Genomic DNA, 15041 nt, shown 5'->3' with positions numbered 1-15041 from the left:
ATTTACGAAGCCAGAGCGTGGGAGCGAATCCATTCGCGAGCTTTTCATGGCGTCCAGAGCAAAAGCTCGCGGACAAGTCCGCTCCCACCAAAAAGCCGAAGGCGTAATCCGGCGACCCGAGGCTATTGCAAGGTCAACTCTTCGCCACGCTCCTGTTGCCAGTCGTCCAGGCTGGGCGCCGCTTCTTCGCCATCCAGGCGGTGGATGATGCTGAAGTAATCCTGCTTGAAGCGGTCCTGCATGATGTCGTTGCGCGAGCGCACGCGCACGGCGTAGATGCCCTGCACGTTCTGGTGATCGAAACCGCGCCAGTACTGTTCGTCCTTGAGCAGGCTGTAGCGGTGGTCTTCGAGCGCCTCGATGACCGCCTGGCTCTCGACGCTGCCTGCTCGCTGCGCGGCAGCCGCCCATTGTCGGACAATGCCGTAGGCCGAGGCTGCGGTGCTGCCCGGATAGCTCTGATGCTGTTTGATATAGGCCTCGACGAACGCCAGACCCTCTTCGCTGCCCGTCTGCGCCGGAACACGCCAGGTCCAGGCCTTGGTGCCGACGACGTGCTCCATGACCTGTGGTCCGGCCTGTTCGACGATGCTGGCGGTCAGGTTGGGCACGATGACCTGTGCGCGCCTGTTGAACTGGAGATCGCTGGCAAGGCGCATGGTCTGTACCAGGTCCTGTCCCAGCAGCACGACCACCAGCACATCGGCATTGCTGGCCTCGGCCTTCTTCAGCGCCGCCAGGTAGTCGTCATGGCGTGCGCCATGGGCTGGAATGCGTGTGTAGCCGTGCCGTGCCCGGTCCCGGCTTTTGGTTGCTTCGCGCAAGGCCTGTTCCATGCTGTGACCCCAGGCATCATCGAGGCTGATGTAGTAATAGCGCCGGTTGGGCAGGTGCCAGCTGAGGTATTCGCCCAGCACCCGCGCGCTCATCCAGGCGCTGTTGGTCTCCCGGAACAGATGGCGATGACCTTCGCGGCCAGTGATTTCATTGGCATAACCCAGCGTGGGGAAATACAGCAGCCCCAGTTGTCGCGCGCGCTTGCCGGCGGCGATGGCCTCTTCGCTGGTGGCACCACCGAATATCATGCGCACGCCCTGGGCGGCGAATCGATCGATATTGGCCAGCGCCTTTTCTTCCCGTGCCGCCGAGTTTCGGCTGATGAGTTCCAGCGGCTGGCCCAATACACCGCCCCGGCGGTTGACTTCCTCGACAGCAAGCAGCGCGCCACGCCGCAACTCAAGACCTTCTGATTTGTAATTGCCGGTGCTGGGGTAGTTCAGCCCCAGACGGATCGTTTCGCTTGCCTGGGCACTGGCGGCAACAAGGGTCAGCAACAGGCAATGAAAGAGCGAACGGAACATGGCTCGTGTCCTTGTGAGCGGAGGAGGGGCTGTTGTACGGCGTGTGCAGGGTGCGCGAAATACTCTTTTCAGGCACATGGGACGCGACTTCGGTGCAGGTTGATGGCCCTTTGAACAGTCGAAACACAAGGTTTGCGCGCCCTCTGGTGGGGTATTGCTACCAAGGAAGGAGGGAAATCGGTACTGCGGGCAATTGTTGAGATGGCGCCTTGATCCAAGAATCGGCAGCAGACCGGGAAAACTTCCCGGCGACGATAACAATGAACCCGCAGAGGTAGCCGCAATGAAGCACACCGGTCTTCGCAAACCCTTCGCATTGACAGCGTTATGCGCCAGCATCGCACTGTCCAGCGTATCGGCCTGGGCCGTCACCGATAAGGACATAATCAGTGACGCCAAGACTACCGATCAGATCGTGACCAACGGGCTGGGGCTGCAAGGGCAGCGTTACAGCACGCTGGATACGCTCAATACCGAAAACGTCACCCAGTTGCGACCGGTCTGGGGCTTTTCTCTGGGTGGAGAGAAACAGCGTGGCCAGGAATCGCAGCCGATGATCAAGGACGGGGTGATGTACGTCACCGGTTCCTACTCAAGGGTGTTCGCCATCGACGCACGCACCGGTAAGGAACTCTGGCAGTACGATGCGCGGCTGCCGGACGGCATCATGCCGTGCTGTGACGTGATCAACCGTGGCGTGGCGCTGTACGGCGACCTGGTGATCTTCGGCACACTGGATGCCAAGCTGGTCGCACTGAACAAGGACACCGGCAAGGTCGTCTGGCGCAAGACGGTCGCTGACTACAAGGCCGGTTACTCCATCACTGCGGCGCCAACCATCGTCAAGGGCAAGATCATCACGGGCGTTGCCGGTGGCGAGTTCGGTGTGGTCGGCAAGGTCGAAGCCTACGACGCGAAAAACGGTGAGCTGCTCTGGAGCCGCCCGACCGTTGAAGGGCACATGGGCTTCGTGATGAAGGATGGCAAGAAGGTCGACAACGGTATATCCGGTGGCGAAGCCGGCAAGACCTGGCCGGGTGACCTGTGGAAGACCGGCGGTGCGGCGCCCTGGCTGGGTGGTTACTACGACCCGGATACCGACTCGCTGCTGTTCGGTACCGGTAACCCGGCGCCGTGGAACTCGCACCTGCGTCCCGGCGATAACCTGTACTCCTCGTCCCGTCTGGCCTTGAACCCGGATGATGGCTCGATCAAATGGCATTTCCAGACCACGCCGCATGACGGCTGGGACTATGACGGTGTCAACGAGCTGATTTCCTTCGACTACAAGGAAGGTGGCAAGACCATCCAGGCTGCCGCCACTGCAGACCGTAACGGCTTCTTCTACGTACTCGATCGCACCAACGGCAAGTTTATCCGCGGATTCCCGTTCGTGGACAAGATCACCTGGGCCAAGGGCCTCGACAAGAATGGTCGTCCGCTCTACAACGACGATTTCCGTCCGGGCGCTCCAGGCAGTGCCGACAAGGGCAAGTCGGTGTTCGTGGCGCCGTCGTTCCTCGGCGGCAAGAACTGGATGCCAATGGCCTACAGTCAGGACACCGGGCTGTTCTATGTGCCCTCCAACGAGTGGGGCATGGATATCTGGAACGAGGACGTGGCCTACAAGAAGGGCGCAGCCTATCTGGGCGCGGGCTTCACCATCACGCCGCTCAACGAGGAATACATCGGCGTACTGCGTGCCATCGATCCGAAGACCGGCAAGGAAGTCTGGCGCTACAAGAACTACGCGCCTCTTTGGGGCGGCGTGCTGACCACCAAGGGCAACCTGGTCTTTACCGGCAACCCGGAAGGCTATCTGATGGCCTTCGATGCCAAGAGCGGCAAGAAACTCTATGAGTTCAACACCGGCTCCGGCATCGTCGGCTCCCCGGTCACCTGGGAAATGGACGGCGAGCAGTATGTCTCCGTGCTCTCCGGCTGGGGTGGTGCGGTTCCGTTGTGGGGCGGCGAAGTGGCCAAGCGTGTGAAGGACTTCAACCAGGGCGGCATGGTCTGGACCTTCAAGCTGCCGAAGGAGCTGGTCACGGCCAAGCGTTGATAACAGGCGTGCTGTAACGAAGAAGGTCGGCTATCTAGCCGGCCTTTTTTCCGTCTGCCGTTTTATATCACTCGAACAATTCGCGACTGATTCAGCAAGTCTCCGGCAATCCCCGGACCCTGATGAAGCAGGGCGGTATGTATCTGCACCAGTTCGGCTCCAGCGGACAGGCGTGCCTGAAGGTGTTCGCGGGTCTGGATGCCGCCCACCGACATCAACGCCATATCCTTTGCGCACAGCCGATGTAATGCCTCGATCTGGCGGCAGGCCTGTTCCTGATGTGCAGGGTTTTGCCAATCCAGGTAGCGTTGGCGAGTCGCTGGCGGACCGGGGTCATGAGCGGCCAGCAAGCCGTCGTACCCCAGCTCGAGGAGCATTTGCGCCAGCGCCAGCGGAATCTGTCCGGGCAGGCTGCGCACCTTCACGGCCAGCGGTACATGGCGTGCCGTGGTTTGTTCCAGAGCGTGCCGCTGACGCAGGAGTTCGCTCAACAGGTGACACAGACGGGGTCGTTCCCGCCTGTCGAGCAGCACCTCGCTGCCAGGACCGATCAGGTTGAGCATCAGGTAGTCGGCGTGTGGCCAAGCGCGTGCAAGTCCCTGGCACAGCGCCTGATCAGAACGGCCTGGATCAAGCCTCAGATTGATCCCAAGGAGTGCGCTTCCTTGCAGGTTGAGCGGCAGCCTGTCCGGCAGTGATGCCGCGTCCAGACTGCCGATTTCATTGAAACCGAAACCCAGCGCCGATGCGCTTTTGCCCAAGTGACCGAGCGGGTCGAAACCGGCGGCGACGCCCAGCACGGTCGGGAACTCCAGCCCCATGGCCTGAATGCTTTGCCGAAGTTCAGGCCCAGCCATGACGCCGCTCGAATTCAGCCATGAATCCCAGCAGCCGCTCGACGCCCGCGAGCGGCATCGCGTTGTAGAGGCTGGCGCGAATGCCGCCCATCGCGGCATGTCCACGCAGATTGTGCAGGCCCTCGAACTCAGCCTGAGCGAAAAAGGGCTCCAGTAGACGATCATCGTTCAGATGAAAACAGGGGTTGACCCTCGAACGGTCGTCTGCGCGCTGTCGGCACCGATAGAGCGGGCTGGCGTCGATGAAGTCATACAGATGTGTACTTTTCTCCAGGCTGGCCGCGGCCATGCGTACCAGTCCACCCTGGTTCTGAATCCAGTGCAGCATCAGCGCGGTGCAGTAGATAGCGAACGTCGGCGGTGTGTTCAGGCGGCTTTGCTGCTGTGCTTGCAAGGTATAAGAGAAGGGGGATGGCAGTCCCGGTCTGGGCAGTCTGAGCAGGTCTTCATGAATGATCACCAGGCAAAGCCCGGCAATGCCGAGGTTTTTCTGAGCGCTGGCGTAGATGAGTCCGAAGCGCTCGATTGGCACCGGGCGGGTGAGAAAGTCCGAGGTCATGTCCGCCACCAGTGGCACCGCCAAGTCAGGGAAATGCTGCATCTGCAGGCCGTTGGCGGTTTCGTTGCTGGTGACATGGCAATAACCCGCATTTGGATCGAGGCGCCACTGGTGGCGTGGTGGCATGGCCTGAAAACCGTTGCCGGCGCTGCTGGCAATGACATTCAGCGGGGCATGGCGGCGCGCTTCCAAGATCGCCTTGGATGACCAGTGGCCACTTTCCAGATAGTCGGCGGACTGGCCGGGGGCGAGCAGGTTCAGCGGCAACAGTGCGAACTGGGCGCTCGCACCGCCCTGCATGAACAGCACCCGATAGTTCGAGGGGATCGCCAGCAACTGGCGCAGATCCGCCTCGGTCTGCTCCATGAGCGCCCTGAAGCGTGAACCTGTAAAGGGCTGCTCCAGAATCGACTGCCCACTGCCTTGCCAGTCGGGCAGTTCCTCGCGGATCTGTTCGATGACGGCCTGTGGCAGCATCGCCGGACCGGCGGCGAAGTTGTAGGACTCGGCCTGCGCTGCACGGGCGGGCGCCTTAAAGGAGATGCAGGCCATGACCGGCGAACGCCATCAGAAACAGCACAGGGAAGGACAGGATGGTGTTGGTGCGAGAGGACAAAAAGGTGATCCGTGAACAGCGAATCCGTTCTTCCAGCGTGGCCGGAACGAAGCCGAGCAGCTTCTTCTGGTGCGGCCAGAGCACCAGCCACAGGTTTAGCAGCATCAGGGTGCCCAGCCATGCACCCAGACCGATGGCGGCCAGCGGTCCTTGAAGCAACAGTGCATCCGGCAGCCAGCCGCGTTGCCAGAGCATGAACAGGCCGCTGAACCAGACCACCAGCGAGGCGTAACGGAAGATGCCGTGCTCACGCTTCATGCGTGCTTCCAGGTCGCGGTTCAGTGTCGTCACATCGATGCCGTTGTGCAGGGGGACGAACCTGGGGTTCTGCACGAAATTGGCGTAGTTGTGGCCAACCCAGACCAGCGCGAACAGCAGGTGCCCATAGCGGGCCAGCAGATCGAGGAAAGACATGCGTACTCCTAGACGAGCCAGCGCAACAGCAGATAACAGGCCAGTGTCAGCCCAATGCCGGCGCTGAGGGTGCCGGCAAAGGAGTCATGAGGCAGTTTCAATATTCACCCCCTGGCTGGCGTGCCGTGGAATCAATTGCCCATCGGCCGTCGGATGCTGTGCCAGTTCCACTGCCTGGCGAATCAGATGGTGGTGGGGCGATTTGCTGCAGGCCGGGTCGGTGTTGTCGCCGGAGCCGGTCAGCAGCAGTGCCTGACAGCGGCAGCCGCCAAAGTCCTTCTCCTTTTCATCGCAACTGCGGCAGGGCTCCGGCATCCAGGCGTCGCCGCGATACAAATCGAATACCGAGGACCCGTGCCAGATTTTCTCCAGCGGCTGCTGGCGCACATTGGGAAATGTCAGGTGGCTGAAGTTGGCGGCCTGGGAGCAGGGCAGTGCATCGCCATTGGGTGCAATGGTCAGGTGAATTGCCCCCCAACCGTTCATGCAGGCCTTGGGGCGGCCTTCGTAGTAATCGGGTATCACGAAGAAGATGGTCAACTGATCGCCCAGGCGCTGACGGGCTTCACGGACTTGCGCCTCGGCACGTTGCAGTTCGGCGCGGGTGGGCATCAATTGCTCGCGGTTGAGCAGCGCCCAGTTGTAATACTGGACGTTGGCCAGTTCCAGGTATTCGATGCCCAATTCGGCAGCGAAGGTGATGATCTCTGGCACCTGCGCGATGTTCTGCCGGGTGATGGGCACGTTGAGCACCATCGGAAAATCCATGGCCTTGATCAGTCGTGCCATGTCCCGCTTGCGTTGCCAGACATCGACCCCTGCCAGCTGCTTTGCGACCCCGGGGTCGGTGGATTGGAAGCCCAGCTGGATATGTCGCAATCCGGCTTCCTTAAGTGCACGCAGGCGTGCTTCGGTCAGGCCGATGCCGGAGGTGATCAGGTTGGTGTAATAGCCCAGGCGGTCGGCTTCGGCCACCAGGGTTTCAAGGTCCTTGCGCAGCGTCGGCTCGCCGCCCGAGAAGCCGATCTGCAGGGCGCCAAGGGCGCGCGCCTGGCTCATTACATCGATCCACTCGGCGGTGCTCAACTCGTCCTTGCGATAGTCGGCAAAGTTGCGCGGATTGCTGCAGAACACACATTGCAACGGGCACTGGTAAGTCAGTTCCAGCAACAGCCAGACCGGATTGCCACTGCCATCAAGCCTTAATTCGGATCCAGCCTTTGCCATGGGATACCTCCAGAAAATTCATGACGCCGCTGCGTACGGCGGCCAGATCCGATGCGCAATACAATATTGCAAGGTGTTCGATCAGTTTCTTGACACTCCTCTGGCCATCACAGAGATTGAGAATCTGCCCGCCGGTTTCATTCAACTTCACGATGCCTTCTGGATATAAGAGGACATAAGCCTGCTGGGATGCTTCCCAGCGAAACATGAACGGTGGGCGTATTTCGTAGATGTTCTGGGAACAGATGCCTGTATCTTTCATGGTTCCTCCCGCGAGACCTGCATGGCCAGAAGATCCGCCCATGCAGGCGATTCATCTAGCGAACGTAGACGTACGCCGTCACTTCAAAACCCAGGCGCAGGTCGCAAAACTCCGGATTGATCCACTGCATGTTGTGTCTCCTTCAATAAGTTCGGAATGAAGTGTTGCAAGTGGAAGCTAGAACGCTTGAAGGAATTGGCTAATACAACTTTCGGGCTGTTTTGATGCTCAGTTGGTAGTGTTCGGCTTGCTTATTTAAATTATTTTCATATCGGCTTGTTGATCTTGTCGTTGGTCAATTGTGTTTGGCCGAACAGGGTTAGATTGGCCGGTTTTTTCTGGGCGAAAGTGAAGCGGCGAGTCGATCTTTTCCATTCCAGCAGGCTGTTCCTGCGTCGGATCAAGGCCTTCGCGTCTACTACCAAATGAGGACGGCATCTGGTCATAGGGTGCATTCCGGTAGGCGACTCGGGCTGCCTAAGATCGCTCCATGTCCTGGCCATATCCCGGCCAGGCTCCAACAAGTGAAGAGAGAGGTCGCTCATGATCTACGCCAAACCCGGTACCGCAGGCGCCGTCGTCACCCTCAAGCCCCGCTATGGCAACTACATCGGTGGCGAGTTTGTTGCGCCGGTCAAGGGTGAGTACTTTGCCAACACCAGTCCGGTGGATGGTTCGCTGATCGGTGAATTCCCGCGCTCCGGTGCCGAAGACATCGACAAGGCCCTGGATGCCGCCCATGCAGCCGCCGATGCCTGGGGCAAAACGTCCGTTCAGGAGCGTTCGCTGGTCCTGCTGAAGATCGCTGACCGCATCGAAGCCAACCTGGAAAAGCTTGCCGTCACCGAGACCTGGGACAACGGCAAGGCCGTGCGTGAAACCCTGAACGCCGATATTCCGCTGGCAGCTGACCATTTCCGTTACTTCGCTGGCTGCCTGCGCGCCCAGGAAGGCAGCGCTGCCGAGATCAACGAGCACACCGCCGCCTACCATTTCCACGAACCGCTGGGCGTGGTCGGTCAGATCATTCCATGGAACTTCCCCTTCCTGATGGCCGCCTGGAAACTGGCTCCGGCGCTGGCCGCAGGTAACTGCGTGGTCCTCAAACCCGCCGAGCAGACCCCGCTGTCCATCACGGTGTTTGCCGAAATCATCGGCGACCTGCTGCCGCCAGGCGTGCTGAACATCGTTCAGGGCTTCGGCCGTGAAGCGGGTCAGGCGCTGGCCACCAGCACCCGCATCGCCAAGATCGCCTTCACCGGCTCGACCCCAGTCGGTTCGCACATCATGAAGTGCGCCGCCGAGAACATCATTCCGAGCACCGTGGAGCTGGGCGGCAAGAGTCCGAACATCTTCTTCGAAGACATCATGAATGCCGAGCCGGCGTTCATCGAGAAAGCCGCTGAAGGGCTGGTGCTGGCGTTCTTCAACCAGGGCGAGGTCTGCACCTGCCCGTCCCGTGCGGTGATTCAGGAATCGATCTTCGAGCCCTTCATGGAAGTGGTGATGAAGAAAATCCTGCAGATCAAGCGCGGCGACCCGCTGGATACCGACACCATGGTCGGCGCCCAGGCATCCGAGCAGCAGTTCGACAAGATCCTGTCCTACATGGATATCGCCCGTGGCGAAGGTGCGGAGATTCTCACCGGCGGCGCCGCCGAGAAGCTCGAAGGTGGTCTGGCGACCGGTTATTACGTGCAGCCGACCCTGATCAAGGGCCACAACAAGATGCGCGTGTTCCAGGAAGAGATCTTCGGGCCGGTGGTGGCCGTGACCACCTTCAAGGACGAGGCCGAAGCGCTGGCCATCGCCAACGACACCGAATTCGGCCTGGGTGCCGGTGTCTGGACTCGCGACATCAACCGCGCCTACCGCATGGGCCGCGCCATCAAGGCCGGTCGCGTCTGGACCAACTGCTATCACCTGTATCCGGCGCATGCCGCGTTCGGTGGCTACAAGAAATCCGGCGTCGGCCGCGAAACCCACAAGATGATGCTCGACCACTATCAGCAGACCAAGAACCTGCTGGTCAGTTACGACATCAATCCGCTGGGCTTTTTCTAACGCTTCTCGGTGGACCCGGCGCGCTTGCTCCCGCGCGTCGGTTGACTTGCAGAGCGCCCAAGGGCGCGGGCATTCCGGCCAGCGTTATCCCACGAGCACGGATGTCCATTGTTGCAGCGCGGCTCAGGCCGCGTTTTTTTTCGTCTGTAAATCGGCTTTCTCGCCTTGCCTCTCAGGCGCTCTGGTCTGCACCAAAGGCACTACCAATGCAGGTTGCTGTCTCCTTCCAAAGTACCATTCTGTTTGCAAAGGCATAGGGTGCTTAATGAGGTTGTCGGAATAACTCCGGCATCAACGACAAGAGGAACAAGCCATGTGGACCAAGCCTGCTTTCAGCGACCTGCGCATCGGTTTTGAAGTCACCATGTACTTCGCCAACCGCTGATCGACCAGCCCCGGCCCGGTCGGGGCTTCATATTTTCGGGAGCTGCCCATGTTCATCCAGATTCTCGGCTCTGCTGCTGGCGGCGGCTTTCCACAATGGAACTGCAATTGCGCCAACTGCGCCGGCCTGCGCGCCGGCACCTTGCGCGCACTACCGCGCACCCAGTCTTCCATCGCCATCAGCGACAACGGTATCGACTGGATACTGTGCAACGCCTCGCCGGACATCCGTGCCCAGCTGGAGGCCTTTCCCAAGCTGCAGCCGGCGCGCAAGCCGCGCGACACGGCCATCGCCGCGATCATCCTGCTCGACAGCCAGATCGACCACACCACCGGCCTGCTGACCCTGCGAGAAGGTTGCCCTCATGAGGTCTGGTGTACTGAGATGGTCCATCAGGACCTGACCAGCGGTTTTCCGCTGTTCAACATGCTTGAACACTGGAATGGCGGCCTGAAGTGGAATCCAATCCCCCTGCAGGGCAGCTTCGTCATTCCGGCTTGCCCGAACCTGCTGATTACGCCTATTCCACTGCGCAGTTCTGCGCCACCGTATTCGCCGCACCGCAATGACCCGCATCCGGGCGACAACATCGGCCTGCTGATCGAGGATCGCCAGAGCGGTGGCACGCTGTTCTATGCGCCGGGGCTGGGCCAGGTCAGCCCCGAGTTGCTGGAAACCATGCGCCGCGCCGACTGCCTGCTGGTGGACGGCACGCTCTGGCGTGATGACGAGATGCGCGTGCGCGAGGTGGGCGACAAGCTCGGCAGCGAGATGGGGCATCTGCCGCAGAGCGGTTCGGGCGGCATGATCGAAGTGCTCGACGGACTGCCGGCGACGCGCAAGATTCTCATCCATATCAACAACACCAATCCGATCCTGGACGAAGATTCCGTCGAGCGCGAAATACTCGGCGAACAGGGCATCGAAGTGGCGTTCGACGGTATGAGCATCGAACTCTGACGCTGGCCCTGCGCCATTGCCTCATAGACCATCAGCGCGCCTGTTCGAGCGACTGGCGGCGCACAACCAAGGAAGTCCCGTGATGACCCAGCCAGCCATGACCCCCACCGAGTTTGAGCAGGCCTTGCGCGCCAAGGGCGAGTACTACCATATCCATCACCCTTTCCACCGCGCCATGTATGAAGGGCGCTCGACCCGCGAACAGATTCAGGGCTGGGTCGCCAACCGCTTCTACTATCAGGTCTGCATTCCGGTGAAGGATGCGGCAATCATGGCCAACTGCCCGGACCGGGCTACGCGGCGCGAGTGGGTCCAGCGCATCATCGACCACGATGGCAGGCCCGGTGAGGAGGGCGGTATCGAGGCCTGGTTGCGTCTGGCCGAGGCAGTGGGGCTGGACCGCGAGCAGGTACTGTCGCAGGAACTGGTGCTGCCCGGCGTGCGGTTCGCCGTGGATGCCTACGTCAATTTCGCACGGCGGGCGGTATGGCAGGAGGCGGCCAGCAGCTCGCTGACCGAACTCTTCGCGCCCACCATCCATCAGTCACGGCTCGACGCCTGGCCGCAGCATTACGACTGGATCGACACGTCCGGTTATGACTATTTCCGTAAGCGCCTCACTGAGGCTCGCCGGGACGTCGAGCACGGCCTGCGTATCACCCTTGAGCACTACACGACCCTCGAGGCCCAGCAGCGCATGCTGAACATCCTCCAGTTCAAACTGGACGTGCTCTGGAGCATGCTCGACGCCATGAGCATGGCTTACGAGCTGGATCGCCCGCCCTATCACACGGTTACCCGCGAACGCATCTGGCACAGGGGCATCACACCATGACCCATGAAGACGTGCTGCCTCGGGTTCCCGTGCTTCGCCGCGGCTACCGTTTCCAGTTCGAGCCGGCGCAGGGCTGCCATGTGCTGCTCTACCCGGAAGGCATGATCAAGCTCAACGACAGTGCCAGCGAAATCCTCAAGCGGGTCGATGGCGCACGCACGGTGGGCGGCATCGTGGCTGACCTGCAGGCGAACTTCCCTGGTGCCGAAGGGATTGAAGAGGACATTCTGGCGTTTCTGGAGGTGGCCGTTGAACGGTTCTGGATCGAGCTTCGCTAAGCCGGACGTGGTTGTCGGCCCGCCGTTGTGGTTGCTGGCCGAGCTGACCTACCGTTGCCCGCTGCAATGCCCGTATTGCTCGAATCCGCTGGATTTCGCCCGTAGCCATGAAGAGCTGAGCACCGCCGAGTGGATCGAGGTGTTTCGTCAGGCGCGGGAGATGGGGGCGGCACAGTTGGGCTTTTCCGGCGGTGAACCGCTGGTGCGTGAGGACCTGGTCGAGCTGATCGCTGCTGCGCGCGAACTGGGTTACTACACCAACCTGATCACCTCTGGTATCGGCCTGACCGAAGCCAAGATCGCCGCCTTTGCCGAGGCCGGGCTCGACCATATCCAGATCAGCTTCCAGGCCGCCGACGAGGACGTGAACAACCTGCTGGCCGGCTCGAAGAAGGCTTTTGCGCAGAAGTTGGCCATGGCCCGTGCGGTCAAGGCGCACGGCTATCCGATGGTGCTCAACTTCGTCACCCATCGGCACAACATCGACAATATCGAGCGCATCATCCAGTTGTGCCTGGAACTGGAGGCGGACTTCGTCGAGTTGGCCACCTGCCAATTCTACGGCTGGGCCGAACTCAATCGTGCCGGCCTGCTGCCCAGCAAGGAGCAGCTGGTGCGTGCGGAGCGCATCACCAATGAGTGGCGTGAAAAGCTGGCCGCCGAAAATCACCCCTGCAAACTGATCTTCGTGACGCCCGATTATTACGAAGAGCGCCCGAAAGGCTGCATGAATGGTTGGGGCAATCTGTTCCTCGATATCACCCCGGACGGCACCGCCTTGCCCTGCCACAGTGCGCGCCAGTTGCCGGTGCAATTTCCCAGCGTGCGCGAGCACAGCATTGAGCACATCTGGAAGCACTCCTTCGGCTTCAACAAGTACCGCGGCTATGACTGGATGCCCGAACCCTGCCGCAGTTGCGATGAAAAGGAGCAGGATTTCGGCGGCTGCCGCTGTCAGGCCTTCATGCTTACCGGCGATGCGGCCAATGCCGATCCGGTCTGCAGCAAGTCAGCACACCACGGCAAGATTCTCGCGGCGCGAGAGCAGGCCGAGCAGGGCGCGCCGCTCGAGCAACTGCAATACCGCAACGAAAAGGCCTCGAAGCTGATACTCAAGGCATGATGGAGTCGGTGACGCTTTTTTCGCGGCTAACGCCGCTCCCACAATCTGGAGTATCACACCGACCCCGTGGGAGCGGCTTTAGCCGCGAAGCTTCTGGAGGTCCAAGACGATGATTCAGGCCGAATGGCCCCATGGCTTCTGGCCCAGCGACTGGAGCGCTGAGAAGGCGGCCTGCGCCAGCCGTGACTTCGCCGAACTGCGCGCCGGTCACGCGGGGCTGCTCTGGATCGAATACAACCCGGTGGACGCACGCTGCACGCTTTGGCACTGGGCAGGCAGCTCTGTCCGTTGTCTGACGCCCCCCGGCATATCCGTGCGCAGTCGTGTCTACGAATACGGCGGCGGCGCCTTCTGCCTGACCAGCGACGGCGTGGCTTATGTCGATGAGCAGGATCAGCAGGTTTACCTGCAACGAATCGAAGGTGATAGCACGCCGAGCATCCTGACCCGGCACCCGGACTGCCGTTATGGCGACCTGCAGTTTGATGGGCGCCACGCAGCCATCCTGGCTGTGGAGGAAAGTAGAGCGGATGAGTGCGTAGAGCATCGTCTGGTCAGTATCTCGCTTACCGATGGCCAGCGCAGGGTGCTGGCAGAGGGGGCCGACTTCTATGCATCGCCTACGTTGGATGCCAGCAGCGGTCGCCTGGCCTGGGTGCAGTGGCAGCGCCCCGAACAGCCCTGGACGGCGACCAGTCTCTGGGTTGCCGAGCGCACAGCAGAGGGTGGCTGCCAAACGCCTCGGTGCCTGGCCGGTGCGCAAGGGGGCGAGTCGTTGCAGCAACCGCGCTTCGCCGACGATGGCCGTCTGTATTGCTTGAGTGACCTTGGAGGCTGCTGGCAACCCTGGTGCGAGCAGGGTGATGGGCTGGTGCCGGTGGGCGGTTCGGCAGAATGCGATCATGCACCAGCGCCCTGGCAGCTGGGCACGGTCAGCTATCTGCCTTTGCCTGAAGGCTCACTGTTGCTGACACGCATGTTGGAAGGTCACGGCCTGCTCTTCGAGCAGTACGGCGGAACCGGCGAGCGCCATCTGGCCAGGGCATTCAGCCGGTGCCGGCAACTGGCAGCCGACGAACAACATTTCTACTGCATCGCCGGCTCGCCAGACCGGATGCCGGGCGTGCTGTCGATCGATCGCATCAGCGGCCAGACCCGCTTGCTTGCCGGGGGTGAGCAACCGCTGCCGGCTGATCAGTTGTCCAGGCCGCAACCGTTCAGCTTTCCAAGCGGCGCTGGCGAGACGGCCCACGGCTTTTGCTATCCGCCAGGCAATGCCCGCTATCGTGCCCCTGAAGGAGACAAGCCCCCACTGGTGGTGTTCGTCCACGGCGGCCCGACGTCGGCCTGCTATCCGGTGTTTGATCCGCGCATCCAGTATTGGACCCAGCGCGGTTTTGCCGTGGCGGACCTCAATTACCGTGGCAGCAGCGGTTTCGGGCGCGCCTATCGCCAGCGCTTGCGTGGCCAGTGGGGCGTGCTGGACGTGGAAGATGCCTGCGCCGCGGTGACCGAGCTTGCACAGCGCGGGCAGATCGACCCGGCGCGTAGCTTCATCCGGGGTGCCAGCGCTGGCGGCTATACCGCGCTCGGCGCCCTCGTGGCTGATGCCGGTTTCCGTGGTGGGGCGAGCCTGTATGGCGTCAGCGACCCCCTGGCGCTGCGGCGGGTCACGCACAAGTTCGAAGCCGATTATCTGGACTGGCTGATCGGCGATCCGCAGGCCGATGCCGAACGTTACCGGCAGCGCACGCCGCTGGCCCATGCCGGGCGGATTCGCGTGCCGGTGATTTTTTTCCAGGGTGGGCAGGATGCGGTGGTGCTACCGGAGCAGACCGAATCGATGGTGGCGGCACTGCGCGAACAGGGCGTCGCCGTTGAATACCGGCTTTATCCCGAGGAGCGCCACGGCTTTCGCCAGGCGCACAATCTGGCCGATGCGCTGGATCGGGAATGTCTCTTCTATCAGCGGCTGCTGGGTTGAAGCTTCGGGGCGAGAGGATGAATGCATCCATACATACATTCGGCACATTGCTTT

At 61.3% G+C, this 15041-nt stretch carries 15 protein-coding genes; 8 read left to right on the top strand and 7 right to left on the bottom strand.

The genetic code is table 11. The features are described from left to right. Nucleotides 1–122 precede the first annotated feature (122 nt). On the bottom strand, nucleotides 123–1361 hold the full coding sequence (locus NAV32_RS14965) for an ABC transporter substrate-binding protein (RefSeq protein ID WP_256053592.1): 1239 nt from the start codon (nucleotides 1359–1361) through the stop codon (nucleotides 123–125). 283 nt (nucleotides 1362–1644) lie between these two features. Here NAV32_RS14965 and NAV32_RS14960 point away from each other — a divergent pair, with 283 nt between their 5' ends. Beyond that, entirely contained in the window at nucleotides 1645–3423 is a 1779-nt protein-coding gene (locus NAV32_RS14960) for a PQQ-dependent methanol/ethanol family dehydrogenase (RefSeq protein WP_256053591.1), read from the top strand. A 62-nt stretch (nucleotides 3424–3485) separates the two neighbouring features. On the opposite strand, the gene NAV32_RS14955 is transcribed toward NAV32_RS14960, so the two are convergent. The 6 genes from NAV32_RS14955 to pqqA (NAV32_RS17690) all read right to left on the bottom strand — a co-directional run bounded on the left by NAV32_RS14955 (nucleotide 3486) and on the right by pqqA (NAV32_RS17690) (nucleotide 7488). Beyond that, complete coding sequence (locus NAV32_RS14955; protein WP_256053590.1) at nucleotides 3486–4280, bottom strand: phosphoserine aminotransferase; 795 nt, start codon at nucleotides 4278–4280, stop codon at nucleotides 3486–3488. Continuing rightward, nucleotides 4267–5391: a 3-phosphoserine/phosphohydroxythreonine transaminase gene (serC, locus tag NAV32_RS14950; protein ID WP_256053589.1), complete on the bottom strand. Its 1125-nt coding sequence runs from the start codon at nucleotides 5389–5391 to the stop codon at nucleotides 4267–4269. The genes NAV32_RS14955 and serC overlap by 14 nt, the downstream gene beginning before the upstream one ends. Continuing rightward, complete coding sequence (locus NAV32_RS14945; protein WP_256053588.1) at nucleotides 5372–5869, bottom strand: urate hydroxylase PuuD; 498 nt, start codon at nucleotides 5867–5869, stop codon at nucleotides 5372–5374. The genes serC and NAV32_RS14945 overlap by 20 nt, the downstream gene beginning before the upstream one ends. 84 nt (nucleotides 5870–5953) lie before the next feature. Beyond that, nucleotides 5954–7096 (bottom strand): pyrroloquinoline quinone biosynthesis protein PqqE, encoded by a 1143-nt coding sequence (gene pqqE, locus NAV32_RS14940; RefSeq protein ID WP_256053587.1) that lies wholly within the window; start codon nucleotides 7094–7096, stop codon nucleotides 5954–5956. Next, nucleotides 7065–7358 carry a pyrroloquinoline quinone biosynthesis peptide chaperone PqqD gene (gene pqqD / locus NAV32_RS14935; RefSeq protein ID WP_256053586.1) on the bottom strand — a complete coding sequence of 98 codons (294 nt, stop codon included), beginning with the start codon at nucleotides 7356–7358 and terminating at the stop codon, nucleotides 7065–7067. Before pqqD (NAV32_RS14935) ends, pqqE (NAV32_RS14940) begins: the two co-directional genes overlap by 32 nt. A gap of 55 nt (nucleotides 7359–7413) precedes the next feature. Further along, nucleotides 7414–7488: a pyrroloquinoline quinone precursor peptide PqqA gene (pqqA, locus tag NAV32_RS17690; RefSeq protein ID WP_181087187.1), complete on the bottom strand. Its 75-nt coding sequence runs from the start codon at nucleotides 7486–7488 to the stop codon at nucleotides 7414–7416. Between the two features lie 413 nt (nucleotides 7489–7901). Here pqqA (NAV32_RS17690) and exaC point away from each other — a divergent pair, with 413 nt between their 5' ends. The 7 genes from exaC to NAV32_RS14900 all read left to right on the top strand — a co-directional run bounded on the left by exaC (nucleotide 7902) and on the right by NAV32_RS14900 (nucleotide 14987). Continuing rightward, on the top strand, nucleotides 7902–9422 hold the full coding sequence (gene exaC / locus NAV32_RS14930; RefSeq protein ID WP_256053585.1) for an acetaldehyde dehydrogenase ExaC: 1521 nt from the start codon (nucleotides 7902–7904) through the stop codon (nucleotides 9420–9422). A 313-nt stretch (nucleotides 9423–9735) separates the two neighbouring features. Then, complete coding sequence (pqqA, locus tag NAV32_RS14925; RefSeq protein ID WP_074436856.1) at nucleotides 9736–9807, top strand: pyrroloquinoline quinone precursor peptide PqqA; 72 nt, start codon at nucleotides 9736–9738, stop codon at nucleotides 9805–9807. Nucleotides 9808–9855: 48 nt separating this feature from the next. After that, nucleotides 9856–10767 (top strand): pyrroloquinoline quinone biosynthesis protein PqqB, encoded by a 912-nt coding sequence (gene pqqB / locus NAV32_RS14920; protein WP_256053584.1) that lies wholly within the window; start codon nucleotides 9856–9858, stop codon nucleotides 10765–10767. Nucleotides 10768–10849: 82 nt separating this feature from the next. Beyond that, a complete protein-coding gene (pqqC, locus tag NAV32_RS14915; RefSeq protein WP_256053583.1) occupies nucleotides 10850–11602 on the top strand; it encodes a pyrroloquinoline-quinone synthase PqqC in 753 nt (250 codons plus the stop codon). Further along, nucleotides 11599–11880 (top strand): pyrroloquinoline quinone biosynthesis peptide chaperone PqqD, encoded by a 282-nt coding sequence (gene pqqD, locus NAV32_RS14910; RefSeq protein WP_156859994.1) that lies wholly within the window; start codon nucleotides 11599–11601, stop codon nucleotides 11878–11880. Before pqqC ends, pqqD (NAV32_RS14910) begins: the two co-directional genes overlap by 4 nt. Next, complete coding sequence (pqqE, locus tag NAV32_RS14905; protein ID WP_256053582.1) at nucleotides 11852–13003, top strand: pyrroloquinoline quinone biosynthesis protein PqqE; 1152 nt, start codon at nucleotides 11852–11854, stop codon at nucleotides 13001–13003. The genes pqqD (NAV32_RS14910) and pqqE (NAV32_RS14905) overlap by 29 nt, the downstream gene beginning before the upstream one ends. 109 nt (nucleotides 13004–13112) lie before the next feature. After that, on the top strand, nucleotides 13113–14987 hold the full coding sequence (locus tag NAV32_RS14900) for an alpha/beta hydrolase family protein (protein WP_256053581.1): 1875 nt from the start codon (nucleotides 13113–13115) through the stop codon (nucleotides 14985–14987). The last annotated feature ends 54 nt before the right edge of the window (nucleotides 14988–15041 follow it).

The sequence above is a fragment of the Stutzerimonas stutzeri genome, from assembly GCF_024448695.1.
In the GTDB taxonomy this organism is placed as follows: Bacteria; Pseudomonadota; Gammaproteobacteria; order Pseudomonadales; family Pseudomonadaceae; genus Stutzerimonas; species Stutzerimonas stutzeri_T.
The sequence above is the reverse complement of the archived record's forward strand: the minus strand, read 5'-3'. Positions and strand labels throughout refer to the sequence as shown.